The organism is Pseudomonas sp. AK106 (assembly GCF_053903055.1).
This window is the reverse complement of record NZ_CP096426.1, coordinates 2,105,440-2,122,569: the sequence shown is the minus strand read 5'-3', so window position 1 is coordinate 2,122,569 and position 17,130 is coordinate 2,105,440. Positions and strand designations below refer to the sequence as shown.

Here is a 17,130-nt window from a genome sequence, read left to right as displayed (position 1 = left end):
GGCCGGTCAACCGCAGACAAAAAAATCCCTCGGAGCGCAAGAGCACGCCGAGGGATTCTTTTAACGCAAAGCGTCGGGGCTGACCAGTCGGATCGAGATCAAACGATCAACGCTTGTCCTCGACCTTCCACTTGCCGCCGTCGTAAAAAGCACGCCAGCCAGTAGGCTTGCCCTCCACTTCGGTCTGCACGTACTGCTCCTTGGATTTGCGGCTGTAGCGGATCACCGCCGGACGGCCATCGGGGTCCTTCTTCGGCGCTTCGCACAAGAAGTGATACTTCGGATCGATCTCATCCTTGTGCGGCGCAATTTCCATGACCAGGGGTGCACGGGTCTCGCGGTTTTTCGGGAACTGGCTGGCCGCCAGGAACAACCCGGAAGCACCGTCGCGCAGGATGTAGGTGTCGTCGACCTTGTCGCACTTGAGCTCCGGCATCTTCACCGGGTCCATCTTCGGCGGTGCGGCTTCACCGCTTTTCAGCAGCTTGCGGGTGTTCTTGCAGTTGGTGCAGCCGAAGAACTTGCCGAAACGGCCGGTCTTGAGCTGCATTTCGCCGCCGCACTTGTCGCACTCGACGCTCGGGCCCTCGTAGCCCTTGATGCGGTACGTGCCCTCTTCGATCTCGTAACCCGAGCAATCCGGGTTGTTGCCGCAGATGTGCAGCTTGTGCTTCTCATCTAGCAGGTACGCATCCATCGCGGTGCTGCAGATCGGGCAGCGATGCTTGCCACGCAGTACGCGAGATTCGGACTCACCCTCATCGTCGTCGGCGATTTCGTCGCCCGGCGTCAGGTTAACCGTGGCCTTGCAGCGCTCTTTCGGCGGCAGGCTGTAGCCCGAGCAACCGAGGAACACGCCGGTGGACGCGGTACGAATCTGCATCGGGCGGCCGCAGACCTTGCACGGGATGTCAGTCATCACCGGCTGATTGGCGCGCATGCCGCTGTCGGGTGCTTCGGCCACTTCGAGTTTCTTCTTGAAGTCACCGTAGAACTCGTCGAGGACGTTCTTCCAGTCGCGCTGCCCGTGGGCCACGTCGTCGAGGTTTTCTTCCATGCCGGCGGTGAAGCCGTAGTCCATCAGGTTCGAGAAGCTTTCGGACAAACGCTCGGTGACGATATCGCCCATCTTTTCCGAGTAGAAACGACGGTTGTGCAGGGCCACGTAACCACGGTCCTGAATCGTCGAAATGATCGCCGCATAGGTCGATGGACGACCGATGCCGCGTTTTTCCATTTCCTTGACCAGGCTCGCTTCCGAGTAACGCGCAGGCGGCTTGGTGAAATGCTGGCTCGGGTCGAGCTTGATCAGCTTCAGCTTGTCGCCCTGGGCCATGTCCGGCAGTACGTCATCATCGCCCGGCTTGCTCATTTGCGGCAGCACGCGGGTGTAGCCGTCGAACTTCAGGATGCGGCCCTTGGCGCGGAGCTCGAAATCGCCGGCCGCGACGCTGACAGTGGTCGACAGGTATTGCGCAGGCGGCATCTGGCAGGCCACGAACTGGCGCCAGATCAGCTCGTACAGACGCTCGGCGTCGCGCTCCATGCCGGTCAGCTTGCTCGGGTGCGTGTTGACGTCGGAGGGACGAATCGCTTCGTGAGCCTCTTGCGCGCCTTCCTTGCTGCTGTAGACGATCGGCGATTCCGGCAGGTACTTCTTGCCGAACTCGGTTTCGATGTAGGTGCGGGCCATGGCCACAGCGTCAGCCGACAGGTTGGTCGAGTCCGTACGCATGTAGGTGATGTAACCGGCTTCGTATAGACGCTGGGCCATCATCATGGTTTTCTTAACGCCGTAGCCCAGGCGGTTGCTCGCAGCCTGTTGCAGCGTGGACGTGATGAAGGGCGCCGACGGCTTGCTGCTGGTCGGTTTGTCCTCACGCTTGCTGATGCTGTAGGCCGAGGCCTTGAGCTTCTCCAGCGCCGCCATGGCGGTCGCTTCGTTCAACGGCTTGAAGGCTTCGCCTTTCTCGCGAGCGACTTCGAAGCGAACGTTGGCGCCCTTGGCGGTGCCGAGGTCTGCGTGGATCTCCCAGTACTCTTCCGGGTTGAACGCACGGATTTCACGCTCGCGCTCCACCACCAGTTTCACTGCCACGGACTGCACACGGCCGGCCGACAGACCGCGAGCGATCTTCTGCCACAGCAGCGGCGACACCATGTAACCGACGACGCGGTCGAGGAAACGGCGTGCCTGCTGCGCATTCACGCGGTCGATATCGAGCTCGCCCGGCTTCGAGAAGGCTTCCTGAATGGCTTTTTTGGTGATCTCGTTGAAGACCACACGCTTGTAGCGCGAATCGTCGCCGCCAATGGCTTCGCGCAGGTGCCAGGCAATGGCTTCCCCTTCGCGGTCCAAGTCCGTCGCGAGATAGATGGTGTCGGCGTCTTTGGCCAGGCGGCGCAATTCGTCGATCACCTTCTCTTTGCCGGGAAGGATTTCGTACTTGGCCTTCCAGCCGTGATCCGGATCGACACCCATGCGCGCCACGAGCTGGCGCTTGGCCTTTTCCTTGGGCGACAGGACGGGCGCTTCGGCCACGGCCTTGCCGCGCTTGGCAGCAGGCTCTTTGGAGGCGCTAGCCGAACCGCTGGTGGGCAGGTCTCGGATATGGCCGATACTCGACTTCACCACGTACTGGTTGCCCAGGTACTTGTTGATGGTCTTGGCCTTAGCCGGGGATTCCACAATGACCAGCGATTTGCCCATGGATCGGAAAATTCCTAATGCGAGAAAAAAGACGTCAGAGCCGTCGAGGCCCCGCTATATATAGTGGCTGAAAGGTGAGGTCAAGCAATGGCTGCTGCGAGGTCCCGCCTCAGGGCCGGGGAAAAAGATCCGGTTCGGCCTGGACCAAAGCAAAGCGCGGCACTTGCTCGCCGTCAACCTCAACTGACTGCAGAAACATGCTCAAAGGGCGTACCCACAGGCCGTATTCGCCGTACAGCGCCTGATAGCACACCACTTCTTCTTCGGTCTCCGAATGCCGCGCGACACCGATAACACGGTATTCAGGGCCTTTGTAGTGACGGTAGAGACCTGGCTGTAGCGGCATGCGGGGAACCTCGGGTGTGACAAGAAAAAAAATGGCGAAAATACATTTCCGGAAAAAAACAAAAGCCGGGGCACCAGGCCCCGGCTCGCACACTGACACCGTTTAGACGCGTTCGAATACGGTGGTGATGCCCTGACCCAGACCGATGCACATGGTGGCAACACCCAGGGTGCCGCCATTCTGCTTCATCACGTTGAGCAAAGTGCCGGAAATCCGCGCCCCCGAGCAACCGAACGGGTGACCCAAGGCGATGGCGCCGCCGTGCAGGTTAACCTTCTCGTCCATCTTGTCGAGCACTTTCAGATCTTTCAGCACCGGCAGGGCCTGCGCAGCGAACGCTTCGTTAAGCTCGAAGTAGTCGATATCGGCGATGCTCAGCCCGGCGCGCTTGAGCGCTTTCTGCGTTGCCGGAACCGGTCCGTAGCCCATGATTGCAGGGTCGACACCGGCCACTGCCATCGAGCGGATCACCGCCAGGGGCTGGATGCCGAGGTCCATGGCGCGCTGGCCGGACATCACGATCATGCACGACGCACCGTCGGTGATTTGTGACGAGGTGCCGGCCGTGACCGTACCGCCTTTCGGGTTGAACGCAGGCTTGAGGGCCGCCAGACTTTCCAGCGTCGTCTCCGGACGAATGGTCTCGTCGTAGTCGAACATCTTCAGGAAACCGTTCTCGTCGTAGCCCTGCATCGGGATGATTTCGTCCTTGAATTTCCCTTCCAGCGTGGCCTTCTGCGCCAGCCTGTGGGAACGCACACCGAACGCATCCTGCGCCTCACGGGTGATGCCGTGCATCTTGCCCAGCATTTCGGCGGTCAGGCCCATCATGCCCGAGGCTTTGGCGGCGTACAGCGACATGTGCGGGTTCGGGTCGACACCGTGCATCATGCCGACGTGGCCCATGTGCTCGACACCGCCGATGACGAAGACGTCACCGTTGTTGCTCATGATCGCCTGAGCCGCCGTGTGCAGCGCGCTCATGGAGGAACCGCACAGGCGGCTGACCGTCTGTGCTGCGGAGGTGTGCGGAATCTGGGTCATCAGCGACGCCATGCGCGCGATGTTCCAGCCCTGCTCCAGGGTCTGGTTGACGCAGCCCCAGATCACGTCCTCGACTTCCGCCGGGTCAACCTTGTTGTTGCGTTCCAGCAATTTGCTGATCAGGTGCGCCGACATGTCTTCGGCGCGGGTATTGCGGTGCATGCCACCCTTGGAGCGGCCCATCGGTGTGCGACCGAAGTCGACAATCACGACGTCTCTCGGATTCAAGCTCATATCTTCACCTGTTCGTTGGGCACTTAGCCGAAGAAGCGCTGGCCGGTCTTGGCCATTTCACGCAGCTTCGCAGTGGGGTGGTACAGAGCGCCCAGATCAGCGTATTGGTCAGCCAGGGCGACGAATTCAGCAACACCGATCGAGTCGATGTAGCGCAGCGCGCCACCGCGGAACGGAGGGAAGCCGATGCCGTAGATCAGGCCCATGTCGGCCTCGGCCGCTGTGTCGACGATGCCGTCTTCCAGGCAACGCACGGTTTCAAGGCAGAGCGGGATCATCATCCAGTTGATGATGTCTTCGTCGCTGACTTCACGCTGCTCGTAGATCACTGGCTTGAGCACTTCCAGCACGGAAGCGTCGACCACTTTCTTCGGTTTGCCCTGCTTGTCGGTCTCGTAGACGTAGAAGCCCTTGCCATTCTTCTGGCCCAGGCGATTGGCGTCGTACAAGGCGTCGACAGCGGTGCGGCGATCGTCCTTCATGCGGTCCGGGAAACCTTCAGCCATGACGTCGCGACCGTGGTGGCCGGTGTCGATGCCGACCACGTCCATCAGGTACGCCGGGCCCATTGGCCAGCCGAATTTTTCCATGACCTTGTCGATGCGCACGAAGTCGACACCGGCGCTGACCAGCTTGGCGAAACCGCCGAAGTACGGGAACAGGATGCGATTGACCAAAAAGCCCGGGCAGTCGTTGACCACGATCGGGTTCTTGCCCATTTTCTTGGCGTAGGCCACGGTGGTCGCCACGGCGACTTCGCTGGACTTCTCGCCACGGATGACTTCGACCAGCGGCATCATGTGCACCGGGTTGAAGAAGTGCATGCCGACGAAGTTTTCCGGACGCTTTAGGGCCTTGGCCAGCAAGCTGATGGAGATCGTCGAGGTGTTGGAAGCGAGAATGGTGTCTTCACCCACCTGCCCTTCCACTTCGGCCAGCACGGCTTGCTTGACCTTCGGATTCTCGACCACGGCTTCGACGACGAGGTCGACGGTGCCGAAATCGCCGTAGGACAGCGTAGGACGAATCGCGTTGAGCGCTTCGGCCATCTTCGCGGAGGTCAGACGGCCTTTTTCGACGCGCTTGCCCAGTAGCTTCGATGCTTCGCCCAGGCCCAGTGCGATGGCTTCTTCACGGATGTCCTTCATCAGGATCGGCGTGCCTTTGACCGCCGACTGATAGGCGATGCCGCCGCCCATGATGCCGGCGCCCAGTACGGCGGCCTGCTTCACGTCCTTGGCCACTTCGTCGTAGACCTTGGCTTTCTTTTTCAGCTCCTGATCGTTCAGGAACAGGCCGATCAGGCTCGCGGCGGCCGAGGTCTTGGCCATCTTCACGAAACCGGCCGCTTCCACTTCCAGCGCTTTGTCGCGACCGAAATTGGCGGCTTTCTGGATGGTCTTGATCGCTTCGACCGGAGCCGGGTAGTTCGGGCCGGCCTGGCCTGCCACGAAACCCTTGGCGGTTTCGAAGGCCATCATTTGCTCAATGGCGTTGAGCTTGAGCTTGTCCAGCTTCGGCTGACGCTTGGCCTTGAAGTCGAACTCGCCGGAGATGGCGCGTTTGATCAGGTCCAGAGCAGCTTCCTGCAGTTTGCCCGGGGCGACCACTGCATCGACGGCGCCCACTTTCAGTGCGTCTTCGGCGCTGTTGTCTTTGCCGGACGCGATCCACTCGACGGCGTTATCGACACCGATCAGACGTGGCAAACGGACTGTACCGCCGAAGCCCGGGTAGATGCCGAGTTTGACTTCTGGCAAGCCGACCTTGGCGGTGGCGGACATGACGCGGAAGTCTGCGGCCAGGCACATCTCCAGACCGCCGCCCAGCGCGATGCCGTTGATGGCCGCGAGGGTCGGTACGTTGAGGTCTTCGAAGGCGCTGAAAATCTTGTTGGCTTCGAGGTTGCCGGCGACGAGTTCAGCGTCCGGCAGCTTGAAGTTATCGACGAATTCGGTGATGTCGGCGCCGACGATGAACACGTCCTTGCCGCTGGTGACGATGACGCCCTTGATCGAGCTGTCGGCCTTGATGGCTTCGATGGCCTGACTGAGGTCGTTGAGGGTGAGACGATTGAACTTGTTGACGGACTCACCCTTGAGGTCGAACTGCAGTTCGACGATGCCACTTTCAAGAGCCTTAACCGTGATGGCTTTACCTTCGTAAATCATCAACTGATCTCCACGATATGGAAGCTGAACAATACGCATCAGACGCTGAGATCCGGCGCTATGCACGACGTTGCCGTCGAGGCGAAACACCAAACGCCAGTCACCCCGTCGACGCGATTCGAGCGTCTGTCAGAGCATTCCTACGGCAAACGCTCAATTCATACGCCCGTTTGATTTGGGTGTGGCTACCTTCTGCCATATTCCAGCAATTGTCAATTCAGCACACAGCGGGCAAAACAGGCAAATCGCAGGTAAAAAGCGCGCCTGATACGGGCCCATTCAAGGTAATGATTGCTTCAGTGACGGCAGCCGCTGATCAAGCGCTGGCGCGTGGAGAAGCTTGGCACGGAGGGAATAAAAAGCAGCACGGCAGCAGACAAATGCACCATTAAGGTCTACATTCAGCGCACTGCGAATCAAGACGGGTCATTTAAGCGTCGCCACCAAGCGATATGTGACCCCGGTCGCGGCATTGCACCGCACCGCACAGGAATTACGGCCTGCCTGGCCAACCCCGGCCCGATGTTGTTATCGGGCTTTTTAATGCCCGTGATTCGGGCATCGGGGGCGGATTACGCCAAGGCCTTCAGCACCGCTGCAATGTGCTGCAACACATCGGGTTCGCCACGTTCGGCCCAGTACAGGGCAATCAGCTGCTTGCCCGCTTCCACCTTGTAGACGTCTGCCGGCAGCGTCTTGAACTGCTCAAGCAGCCGCGGATCTTCACACGGCTCGCGCCACTGGTTAAGCCACACGCCCGGTTCCATCTGCCAGTACACCCAGACATCGGGCGCACGTGCGGTACGAGGCCGGTGATACTGCGGGCACGGGCTCGGCGGCTCGGTCGGCAACCAGTGCGGCCACTCCTGGGGGATCAACTGCATGGCCAGCCCCATTCGACGCGCCTGCATGCGCATGGCCATTCTGCCGCTCTGGGAGCGCGACGGGCGCAGCCAGACCATCGGACTTAAAACCACCGCAATGATTGACAGAACGATCCACACCGTCATATTTGTACGCCCCCCGCGGCGGCAAGCGGCGGGCGTACCACATCGGCGTGCCAGAGGCGCGTGAAAAGAGCCATAATCAAAACCATCGCAAACCTCAGAAGGAAAACCCCATGTCCTATGAACATATCCTGGTAGCCGTGGACCTCACTGAAGAGTGCGATCCGGTCATCAAAAAAGCCATGGCACTGGCGCTGGACGGCGGCTCGAAGCTTTCGCTGGTCCACATCGTCGAACCCATGGCCATGGCCTTCGGTGGCGATGTCCCCATGGACCTGTCGCAGCTGCAACAACAGCAGTTCGATCAGGCCAAGGAAAAGCTGGAAGCGCTGAAACGCAAATACCCTAACGTCAAAACCGGCGACAGCCATCTCACCTATGGCCAGCCGCGTCAGGAAATCCACAACCTGGCGAAGGAGCACCAGGTCGACCTGATCGTTGTAGGCAGCCACGGCCGACACGGTCTGTCGCTGCTGCTCGGTTCCACCGCCAATGACGTGCTGCACGGCGCACCGTGCGACGTACTGGCTGTGCGACTGGTCAAGCGCGTCGACTGATTCAGGCCCGCAAACAAAAGCCCGGTCCTTGAAAAAGGACCGGGCTTTTTTAGGGCCGCAGGTGACCGATCACTCGTCCAGCTCGGCCCAACGCTCAAGCAGCCCGTCCAGTTCGCCTTGGAGGCTTTCCAGCTGCGCCATCACGGCAGTGGTTTGCTCTGAAGGACGCTGATAGAAACCGGCCTCGGCCATCTCGGCAGTGAGCGCAGCCATTTGCGCTTCAACAGCGTCGATCTGCGCGGGCAGCGCTTCCAGCTCGCGTTGCAGCTTATAGCTGAGCTTCTTTTTCGCGACGGGCATTTCGGCCGCCGCGACGGGTGCTGCCTGAACCACGGCAGTGGCCAGCTCGGACTTGCCGGACTTGCTGTCGGTGACGCCCAGCAGACGCGGTGAGCCGCCCTGACGAATCCAGTCCTGATAGCCGCCAACGAACTCGCGGACCTTGCCCTCGCCTTCGAACACCAGGGTGCTGGTGACGACGTTATCGAGGAATGCCCGGTCGTGGCTGACCATCAGCACGGTGCCCTTGAAGGTCAGCAGCACTTCCTCAAGGAGCTCGAGGGTCTCGACGTCCAGGTCGTTGGTCGGTTCGTCGAGGACCAGCAAGTTGGCCGGTTTGCTGAACAGTTTGGCAAGCAGCAGACGCGCCCGCTCACCGCCCGACAATGCCTTGACTGGCGTCCGCGCCCGCTGCGGGCTGAACAGGAAATCGCCCAGGTAGCTGAGGACGTGACGGCTCTGGCCGTCGATGTCAATGAAGTCGCGCCCTTCGGCGACGTTATCGATCACGGTCTTTTCCAGATCGAGCTGGTGACGCAACTGGTCGAAGTAGGCGACGTCCAGACGGGTGCCGACTTCCACCTTGCCACTGGTGGGCTGGAGGTTGTCGAGCATCAGCTTGAGCAGCGTGGTCTTGCCGGTGCCGTTGGCGCCGAGCAGACCGATACGGTCTTCGCGCTGCAGGACCATGGAGAAGTCCTTGATCAGCATCGGGCCGCCCGGGTGAGCGAAGCTGACGTTGTCGAGCACCATCACCTGCTTGCCGGATTTGTCTGCCGTGTCGAGCTGAATGTTGGCTTTGCCGGTGCGTTCGCGGCGGTCGCTGCGCTCGACGCGCAATGCCTTCAGGGCGCGTACGCGGCCTTCGTTACGGGTACGACGGGCCTTGATGCCCTGGCGAATCCACACTTCTTCCTGGGCCAGACGCTTGTCGAACAGCGCGTTGGCGGTTTCTTCCGCCGCGAGCATGGCTTCCTTGTGCACCAGGAAGCTGGCGTAGTCGCCGTCCCAGTCGATCAGGCCGCCGCGGTCGAGCTCCAGAATGCGGGTCGCGAGGTTCTGCAGGAAGGACCGGTCGTGGGTGATGAACAACACCGCGCCCTGGAATTCCTTCAAGGCTTCTTCGAGCCAGGCAATCGCGCCGATGTCGAGGTGGTTGGTCGGTTCGTCGAGCATCAGCAGATCAGGCTCGGACACCAGCGCCTGGGCCAGCAACACGCGACGACGCCAGCCACCGGACAGTTCGGCGAGGGTCTTGTCGGCCGGCAGTTGCAGACGGCTGAGGGTGCTGTCCACCAACTGCTGCAGGCGCCAGCCGTCACGGGCTTCGAGGTCCGACTGCACGTGCATCAGCTTGTCGAGGTCTTCGGCAGTGACGATGTTCTGGCTCAGGTGGTGGTACTGAGCGAGCAGCTCGCCCACGCCGTCCAGGCCTTCGGCCACCACGTCAAACACGGTACGGCCGTCAGCGACCGGCAACTCCTGCGGGAGCTCGCCGATCTTCAGGCCGGGGGCGCGCCAGACATTGCCGTCGTCGGGCATCTGAATGCCTTTGACGAGCTTCAACATGCTGGACTTGCCCGTGCCGTTGCGGCCAATGATGCAGACCCGCTCACCACGGGCGATCTGCCAGGACACCTTGTCCAACAACGGCATGGCGCCGAACGCAAGGGACACATCGCTGAATTTGAGCAGGGTCATGAGCTTCTCCAAAAACCGGGCGCGCATTCTACCTGAGATAACCCGGCAGAGGGGCGGCTAATCGATGACAGGACGTCGTCCGGACCCGGTGGCCGGCCGATTGCAGGCCGGGTTTGTTTCCATCCATCACGACGGGCGAGGCAGCGCTTCAACCCGCGCGGGCAACAGGCTAAGCTAGCCGCACTTTTCACGATGCATCTGAACGGAAGTCTCATGCGCAGTCGTTTCTTCAGCCTTTTGTCCTGCCTGCTTCTGTCGGCCACCGCTGCCCAGTCCGTCCAAGCGGTCGATCTCACCACCCAGCGTCAGTATTACGATGAAGCCAAACGCGCTTTGGCCAAGGGCGACAGCGGCCCTTATCGCACCTATGCCGCCGCGCTGGCGGATTACCCCCTCGAGCCGTATCTGGCCTACGACGAACTCACCGCACGCCTGAACAGCGCGAGCGACGAGGAAGTCGAAAAGTTCTTCGCCGAGCATGGCGACCTGCCTCAAGCCAACTACATGAAGCTGCGCTGGCTGCGACTGCTGGCCTCGCGCGGTGACTGGCAGCCCTTCGTCAAGTATTACGACCCCAAGCTGAATTTCGTCGAACTCGACTGCCTGTACGGCTCCTATCAGCTCAGCCATAACCAGCGCTCGGAAGGCTATGCCAACGCCGAGAAGACCTGGATGACGGGCAAGACGCTGCCGGCAGCCTGCGACACGTTCTTCACCCAGTGGGCGGTCGAAGGGCAGCTGACCGAGCAGAAACGCTGGCAGCGTGCCAAGCTCGCCGCCCAGGGGCGCAACTACGCGCTGGCCAATCAACTGGTCAACAGCATGACCACCCTCGCGCCCCAAGGCCGTTTGCTGATCGCCGTGGCGCAGAAGCCGGAAATGGTCAACAACCAAGGCCAGTTCATGCCGGCCGACGAGGCCATGTCCGATGTGGTCGGGCTGGGCCTGCGTCGCCTCGCCAAGCAGGACCCGCAGCGGGCGATGGAGCTGCTCGACAGTTACGCGCCGGTGCTGCATTTCTCCCACGAAGAACAGGTGCAGATCGCCAAGGAGATCGGCCTGACCCTGGCCCGCAGTTACGACGGTCGCGCCCTTGAGGTCATGACCAAGTACGATCCGGACCTGCGCGACAACACCGTCACCGAATGGCGCTTGCGTCTGTTGCTGCGACTGGGCCGCTGGAGCGATGCATACGAGCTGACCCGTCGCCTGCCCCAGGACCTGGCGACCACCAACCGCTGGCGTTACTGGCAGGCCCGCTCCCTGGAGCTGGCCCAGCCCAACAGCCCACTGCTGCCGGGGCTGTACAAGGCGGTCGCAAAGGAGCGTGATTTCTACGGTTTCCTCGCCGCCGACCGCACCCAGACGCCGTACATGCTTAATAACAAGCCGTTGGCGATGAGTCAGGCGCTGATGACCAAGGTGCGCAACACCCCGGGTGTGCGCCGCGCGCTGGAGTTCTACGATCGCGGGCAGATCGTCGACGGTCGCCGCGAGTGGTACCACGTTACCCGTCGCTTCAGCCGTGACGAAATGGTTGCCCAGGCCAAACTGGCGTACGACATGCACTGGTACTTCCCGGCGATTCGCACCATCAGCCAGGCGCAGTACTGGGACGACCTCGACATTCGCTTCCCGATGGCCCACCGCGACACCCTGGTGCGTGAAGCGCAGGTTCGCGGGCTGCATTCAAGCTGGGTATTTGCGATCACGCGACAGGAAAGCGCGTTCATGGATGACGCCCGCTCCGGCGTCGGTGCCGCAGGCTTGATGCAACTGATGCCTGCGACCGCCAAAGAGACCGCACGCAAATTCAGCATTCCGCTGGCCTCGCCGGCGCAGGTGCTCGATCCGGACAAGAACATCCAGCTCGGCGCCGCGTACCTGAGCCAGGTCCATGCGCAGTTCAACGGCAACCGGGTGCTGGCTTCGGCGGCGTATAACGCGGGGCCGGGACGTGTCCGTCAGTGGTTGAGGGGCGCCAACCACCTGGCCTTCGACGTCTGGGTCGAGAGCATTCCGTTCGACGAGACCCGTCAGTACGTGCAGAACGTGCTGTCTTACGCGGTGATCTACGGCCAGAAGCTCAACTCGCCGCAGCCGCTGGTGGACTGGCATGAGCGGTTCTTTGATGATTTGTAAGGCCGCGCGGTCGTAGGACCGGCTTTAGCCGGGAAGACATCGGGCTGCACGGCGGAGATTCGCGGCGTGACTGCCGGCCTCTTCCCGGCTAAAGCCGGTCCTACAGTGCGAATCGAGTGCATTTTGTAGGACCGGCTTTATCCGGGAAAGCGTAAGAGCAAGCGCTCAACTACTCCAGCACCTCAACCTCCATCCCCACCTCGACCTGCCCCGGTCCATTACTCACCAGGTTCTGCCCAAACCAGATCTGACCCTCCCGCTCCCGATACGTCTTCAGCGTCGTCATCGGTTCGCGGTCGGCGCTACGTTCGCCGGTTGCCGGATCTATCGTCGTCAGAATGCAGCGCGAGCAGGGCTTTAACACCCGCAATTCAACGCCGCCAATTCGAATCCGCTTCCAGCCATCCTCCGCAAACGCCTCGGAGCCAGTGACAACCAGATTCGGGCGAAACCGCAGCATCTCCAGCGGGCGGCCGACCTTCTGCGATAAATCATCCAGCGAGGACTGGCCGATCAACAACAGCGGGAAACCGTCAGCAAACCCGACCTTGTCTTCGATCGCCCCGTAACCGGAAGGCAACCCGCGAGCGCGGGCCTTCGGCACATGCACCAGCCGTGTCGGCTTGCCCACCAGGGCACTGACCCAACGCGCCGCGTCTTCGCCCGCGTCCGGCACACGAAAACTATCGCGCCAGATCGTGATGCCGCGCAGATTGGCCTCTTCATCGGCTGGCACCGGCACATCCAGACTGCCCAGACCGGGGGCCGACAACGTCACGCCATCGCCCTGCCACAGCACCGACAGCTGCGACATCTGCGGCAGCACACGCTGGCTGTAAAAGCGCCCGGTGGCCTCATCCACCAGCATCCAGCGGCGATCACCACTCATGCCCAACTCATCGAAACTGGCCTGCTGCAACGGCTCGGCCATGCAGGATTTGAGGGGGTACCGATACAGTGCGCTGAGGTGAAACATGTACGCGTCCTTATGCCAGAGCGGAAAGCCACCACTCTATACGAGACGCCGGAAAACCAAGCGGTACAGATGCAAAAAAGCCCCTCCATACAGCAAGGGGCTTGAAACAGAACCGGATCAGTTGTCGAGCATGAGCCGCTCGCGGACCACATCGACCAGCTTGTCCGGCTGGAATTTGGAGAGGAAGTTATCGCAGCCGACCTTCTTGACCATGGACTCGTTGAAGCTGCCGGACAGCGAGGTATGCAGCACCACATAGAGGCCGCGCAGGCGGGGGTCGTTGCGGATTTCCGTGGTCAGGCGGTAGCCGTCCATTTCCGGCATCTCGGCGTCGGTAAACACCATAAGCAGCTTGTCGGTCATCACTTCGCCGGTGTCCGCCCAGCCCTTGAGCATGTTCAGGGCTTTCAACCCGTCACGGGCGACGTGCATTTTCACGCCGAGCTGACCCAAAGTGTCACGCAACTGCGAGAGCGCCACGTTGGAGTCGTCCACCAGCAGCACTTCGCGGCCAATGGCGCGGGTGAGGACCGGATCTTCCAGCTTGTCGCGGGAGACCTTGGCGCTGTACGGCACGATCTCGGCGAGGACTTTCTCCACGTCGATGATCTCCACCAACTGGTCATCGACCTTGCTGATGGCGGTCAGGTAGTGCTGACGCCCGGCGCTGGTCGGTGGTGGCAGGATCGCCTCCCAGTTCATGTTGACGATGCGGTCGACGCCGCCCACCAGAAAGGCCTGAACCGAGCGGTTGTATTCGGTCACGATGATCGTGCTCGAAGGGCCCGGCACCAACGGGCGCATGCCGATGGCCTGGGACAGGTCGATGACCGGCAGGGTCTGGCCGCGCAGGTTGACCACGCCGCACACGAACGGATGACGCTGGGGCATCAGCGTCAGCTTGGGCAGTTGCAGGACTTCCTGAACCTTGAATACGTTGATCGCGAACAACTGCCGGCCAGCCAGGCGGAACATGAGGATTTCCAGGCGGTTCTCACCTACCAGCTGTGTACGTTGGTCTACTGTGTCGAGAATGCCAGCCATCTGTTGCTCCTGGAGCAGGGTTCAAGTAAGTCCGCCTACCCTTTATCGGCAGCCCCATGACAGATCTTAATCGGAATAGAATGCGCATCGCGCAATTGATGTCACATTAACATCACAAAAGACCCGTCGACAGACCCGAGCGCTGGCAGACCGGCGAACGGCGTGGCTTTCAGACGCGCGGCCCGATGACGACCTGCTGCAGAGCGACACCGCGAGTAGGGGTAACCCTTAAGGGCAATCGGGGCGAACCCGATATTCGGCCTTCCCAATAGCCATTACTGTGACGCCCTTCTCGTAAATGAATGGAGTCAGGCATGCGGTTGCGCTCGCGGAAGTATCCCCCTCAGTGGCCGGCCGCCTTGCAACGGACCGTCCTCGCGAGCCCTGTGGGCAGATGATCGTCCGACGCGCTCATGCCGATTACCCCGCCCTGCCCGACCATTCGCAACAATCAGAAACGCCCTACAGACTTTCCAGTGCCTTCAACATTAACTTTGGACCACTCGCCCCACGCGACCTGACGTCGCCATTTGAGAAGAGTGGAGATTGCACATGCTGAACGGCAATGAATGGCAGCAGTTGCATGCAGAGTTTCTCAGCGATACCCAGACACTCATGTGCCGCGCCGATGAATGCCTCAGCCATCTGGAATTGATCAGCGATGATCGTGACGCGATGGAATGCCTGCTCACCACACTGCAACACATTGCCGGCGAGGCAGACACCCATGGTGTTGAAACCGTCTGTGGTTTCGCCCGCCAGTTGCGTTATCTCCTTTACTTCGCCCACGCTGCCGGGCAATTGCAGCCAAAGGCATTGCACACGCTAAAATGCTGCTTCGAGCTGATGGCCTGGCAGCTTGAGCTCATCGACCCCCAGACTGGATCGCTGGCGCTTGACGACTGCGAGCAGCGCGATTTGCTGGACGCATTCGCCTGCCAGTGCGGGGCCGGCACGCGGGCGCTCAACGTCGCCGTTAACCCGGGCTGGACGGTCAGTGGCGGGAAGTACGACGGGCTCGCACCCGAGCGTGCCGATCACCGTGAAGCGCCATGAATTGCTGCTGATAGCACCCATCGCACGCCCGTCCCGCACTTGAAAGGCTGGCTGAACGGACCCTCGGCGTTGTGATGGGTGTCAATCAGTGCTCAACCTCAGCCCTCAATAAAACCGACAATTAAGGTACTATCGGCGCGCTCGAAGGGACGCTTGAAGCAGCACTTTTTCGGTCCATTCGAACAGTCGTCTGGACGCGCTATACCCCTACACAGGAAGTTCAGCATTGGGTTGTTCGCAGTGCTCGTTCAAATGGCCTGACAGATCCGTCAGGTGTAGACATCCATTATCGATGGCTTCATTCGCTATGCATGGCAGCAGGAAATTACGTGGCGTTCATCGGATGAACCCCGGCAGCATGATTCGCTGGGCAGCCTTGCTCGGCCTGGCGACCACGGGCTGCAATGTGGTCGCGTATCTGGCGAGCGGCGCGCTGCCGCTGGGGTTGGCGCTTATCAACGGGCTGGCGTTTGCCGGCCTCTGCTACAGCCTGACCCGCCCGAACCGGACCATTCAGTTTCAGCCCAGGGAACTGGCCGAGCACATGCTGCAGGTTCAGGAAACCGAGCGGCATCGTCTGAGCCGCGAGCTGCACGATGACATCGGCCAGATGCTCACGGCGGCAAAAATGCAGAGTGACTGGCTTCAGCGCCGCGCTCCGCAGGCATTGCACGCGCAGTGCACAACGCTCATCAACACCCTCGATGAAACCCTGGCGAAGGTTCGCGACGTGTCCGCCATCCTCAACCCCCGCCAGTTGACCAGCCTGGGACTGGAAGCCAGCCTGCGCGCGCATTTGCTGCGCACGCTTTCGGCCACGTCCGTGCAGTGGAGCCTGGAATGCCAGCAGCGCCTGGACGGTATTCCCGAAGAAATCGCCGTGGCGGCCTTCCGGATTACCCAGGAGGCCGTCACCAACATGCTGCGCCACGCCCAGGCAAAAAACCTGCGCGTGCAACTGCAGCGTCGTCCGGAAGGGTTGTCGGTGAGCATTCGCGATGATGGCCTCGGGTTCGCCCCGGCGCTGAGCCCCGCTGGACAGGGACAGCGCGGTATGGCCGGCATGGCGGAGCGCGCGAGCCTGTTGGGCGGTGAATTGAGCGTCGCAAGCGAGCCCGGACAAGGCACCTCCATTCAGGCGTTGTTTCCGTGGGCGCCGCGTGTTCGCGGACGCGCCAATGGCAGCAAGCCGTGAGGGTCTGCAACGTACTGCTGGTGGATGATCACGCGCTGATCCGCGCCGGTGTTCGCGCGCTGGTGTCAGACATTCCGGGTTACGCAGTCATTGGTGAGGCCAGCGACGGCCATCAGTTGCTGGAAATGAGCCTGCAGCTGAAACCCGACATCATTTTGCTCGACATCTCCATGGGCGACAGCGACGGTCTGGAGGCCCTGCAACGCCTGCGCCGGACGCTTCCGCACAGCAGGGTGCTGATTCTGTCGATGCACACCGAGCCGTGCCTGATCATGGGCGCGCTGGCCAGCGGCGCCCACGGCTATCTTCTCAAGGATGCGACCGCCAGCGAGATCGAGCACGCGCTGAACGCCCTGCGCGATGGCGAACGCTACCTGAGCCCGGCCATCGCTCACACGGTCATCAGCCAGGCGCTGGTCAGCAGCCAAATCGCGCCTGCCGAACCCGCCGAGAACCACAACCTCACCGCGCGGCAGCTGGAAATCCTGCGGCTGGTCGTGCGGGGTACCTCCACCCGCGAGATCGCTGCCGGCCTCGGCCTGAGCGTCAAAACGGTGGAAACCCATCGCGCGCAAATCATGAAGCGGCTGCACATCTATGACGTGCCCGGGCTGGTGCTGTTCTGTGTGAGGGAGCGAATCATCAGCCTGGATGACTGACGGCGCCGG

The 17,130-nt window shown here is 61.3% G+C and carries 13 protein-coding genes; 5 read left to right on the top strand and 8 right to left on the bottom strand.

Features of this window, described 5'->3' with window-relative positions; all coding sequences use genetic code 11:
• Positions 1 to 106: 106 nt before the first annotated feature.
• The 5 genes from topA to M1E04_RS09555 form a co-directional block, all read right to left on the bottom strand.
• Positions 107 to 2,710 (bottom strand): type I DNA topoisomerase, encoded by a 2,604-nt coding sequence (topA, locus tag M1E04_RS09575; protein WP_065988575.1) that lies wholly within the window; start codon positions 2,708 to 2,710, stop codon positions 107 to 109.
• A 109-nt stretch (positions 2,711 to 2,819) separates the two neighbouring features.
• The gene (locus tag M1E04_RS09570) at positions 2,820 to 3,056 is read right to left on the bottom strand and encodes a DUF1653 domain-containing protein (RefSeq protein ID WP_065988576.1); all 237 of its coding nucleotides are present in this window, start codon (positions 3,054 to 3,056) and stop codon (positions 2,820 to 2,822) included.
• A 102-nt stretch (positions 3,057 to 3,158) separates the two neighbouring features.
• Complete coding sequence (gene fadA / locus M1E04_RS09565) at positions 3,159 to 4,334, bottom strand: acetyl-CoA C-acyltransferase FadA (RefSeq protein ID WP_192130182.1); 1,176 nt, start codon at positions 4,332 to 4,334, stop codon at positions 3,159 to 3,161.
• A 23-nt stretch (positions 4,335 to 4,357) separates the two neighbouring features.
• Complete coding sequence (gene fadB / locus M1E04_RS09560) at positions 4,358 to 6,505, bottom strand: fatty acid oxidation complex subunit alpha FadB (RefSeq protein WP_192130181.1); 2,148 nt, start codon at positions 6,503 to 6,505, stop codon at positions 4,358 to 4,360.
• A gap of 572 nt (positions 6,506 to 7,077) precedes the next feature.
• Positions 7,078 to 7,515, bottom strand: coding sequence for a hypothetical protein (locus M1E04_RS09555; protein WP_456292842.1), 438 nt, complete (start codon positions 7,513 to 7,515; stop codon positions 7,078 to 7,080).
• 110 nt (positions 7,516 to 7,625) lie between these two features.
• Between M1E04_RS09555 and M1E04_RS09550 the strand changes: the two genes are divergently transcribed.
• Positions 7,626 to 8,069 carry a universal stress protein gene (locus M1E04_RS09550; protein ID WP_456292841.1) on the top strand — a complete coding sequence of 148 codons (444 nt, stop codon included), beginning with the start codon at positions 7,626 to 7,628 and terminating at the stop codon, positions 8,067 to 8,069.
• Between the two features lie 69 nt (positions 8,070 to 8,138).
• On the opposite strand, the gene M1E04_RS09545 is transcribed toward M1E04_RS09550, so the two are convergent.
• Positions 8,139 to 10,049 (bottom strand): ATP-binding cassette domain-containing protein, encoded by a 1,911-nt coding sequence (locus tag M1E04_RS09545; protein WP_456292840.1) that lies wholly within the window; start codon positions 10,047 to 10,049, stop codon positions 8,139 to 8,141.
• Between the two features lie 213 nt (positions 10,050 to 10,262).
• Here M1E04_RS09545 and M1E04_RS09540 point away from each other — a divergent pair, with 213 nt between their 5' ends.
• A complete protein-coding gene (locus tag M1E04_RS09540) occupies positions 10,263 to 12,191 on the top strand; it encodes a transglycosylase SLT domain-containing protein (protein ID WP_192130176.1) in 1,929 nt (642 codons plus the stop codon).
• A 169-nt stretch (positions 12,192 to 12,360) separates the two neighbouring features.
• Here the strand turns inward: M1E04_RS09540 and M1E04_RS09535 are convergent, their stop codons facing one another.
• A complete protein-coding gene (locus tag M1E04_RS09535) occupies positions 12,361 to 13,167 on the bottom strand; it encodes an MOSC domain-containing protein (RefSeq protein ID WP_065988583.1) in 807 nt (268 codons plus the stop codon).
• Positions 13,168 to 13,284: 117 nt separating this feature from the next.
• Positions 13,285 to 14,211, bottom strand: a complete 927-nt coding sequence (locus M1E04_RS09530; protein ID WP_065988584.1) for a chemotaxis protein CheV — start codon at positions 14,209 to 14,211, stop codon at positions 13,285 to 13,287.
• Positions 14,212 to 14,763: 552 nt separating this feature from the next.
• Here M1E04_RS09530 and M1E04_RS09525 point away from each other — a divergent pair.
• From M1E04_RS09525 to M1E04_RS09515, 3 genes are all read left to right on the top strand, one after another.
• Positions 14,764 to 15,267 (top strand): hypothetical protein, encoded by a 504-nt coding sequence (locus tag M1E04_RS09525; RefSeq protein ID WP_192130174.1) that lies wholly within the window; start codon positions 14,764 to 14,766, stop codon positions 15,265 to 15,267.
• 358 nt (positions 15,268 to 15,625) lie between these two features.
• Complete coding sequence (locus M1E04_RS09520) at positions 15,626 to 16,462, top strand: sensor histidine kinase (RefSeq protein WP_369319699.1); 837 nt, start codon at positions 15,626 to 15,628, stop codon at positions 16,460 to 16,462.
• On the top strand, positions 16,459 to 17,121 hold the full coding sequence (locus M1E04_RS09515; protein WP_192130172.1) for a response regulator: 663 nt from the start codon (positions 16,459 to 16,461) through the stop codon (positions 17,119 to 17,121). The genes M1E04_RS09520 and M1E04_RS09515 overlap by 4 nt, the downstream gene beginning before the upstream one ends.
• Positions 17,122 to 17,130 lie beyond the last annotated feature (9 nt).

Excerpts from the sequence above, each read along its gene's own strand:
- M1E04_RS09535 (WP_065988583.1), bottom strand. The coding sequence starts at position 13,167 with ATGTTTCACCTCAGCGCACTGTATCGGTACCCCCTCAAATCCTGCATG.
- M1E04_RS09570 (WP_065988576.1), bottom strand. The coding sequence starts at position 3,056 with ATGCCGCTACAGCCAGGTCTCTACCGTCACTACAAAGGCCCTGAATAC.
- topA (WP_065988575.1), bottom strand. The coding sequence starts at position 2,710 with ATGGGCAAATCGCTGGTCATTGTGGAATCCCCGGCTAAGGCCAAGACC.
- M1E04_RS09550 (WP_456292841.1), top strand. The coding sequence starts at position 7,626 with ATGTCCTATGAACATATCCTGGTAGCCGTGGACCTCACTGAAGAGTGC.
- M1E04_RS09545 (WP_456292840.1), bottom strand. The coding sequence starts at position 10,049 with ATGACCCTGCTCAAATTCAGCGATGTGTCCCTTGCGTTCGGCGCCATG.
- M1E04_RS09540 (WP_192130176.1), top strand. The coding sequence starts at position 10,263 with ATGCGCAGTCGTTTCTTCAGCCTTTTGTCCTGCCTGCTTCTGTCGGCC.
- fadA (WP_192130182.1), bottom strand. The coding sequence starts at position 4,334 with ATGAGCTTGAATCCGAGAGACGTCGTGATTGTCGACTTCGGTCGCACA.
- M1E04_RS09555 (WP_456292842.1), bottom strand. The coding sequence starts at position 7,515 with ATGACGGTGTGGATCGTTCTGTCAATCATTGCGGTGGTTTTAAGTCCG.
- M1E04_RS09525 (WP_192130174.1), top strand. The coding sequence starts at position 14,764 with ATGCTGAACGGCAATGAATGGCAGCAGTTGCATGCAGAGTTTCTCAGC.
- M1E04_RS09520 (WP_369319699.1), top strand. The coding sequence starts at position 15,626 with ATGATTCGCTGGGCAGCCTTGCTCGGCCTGGCGACCACGGGCTGCAAT.
- fadB (WP_192130181.1), bottom strand. The coding sequence starts at position 6,505 with ATGATTTACGAAGGTAAAGCCATCACGGTTAAGGCTCTTGAAAGTGGC.
- M1E04_RS09530 (WP_065988584.1), bottom strand. The coding sequence starts at position 14,211 with ATGGCTGGCATTCTCGACACAGTAGACCAACGTACACAGCTGGTAGGT.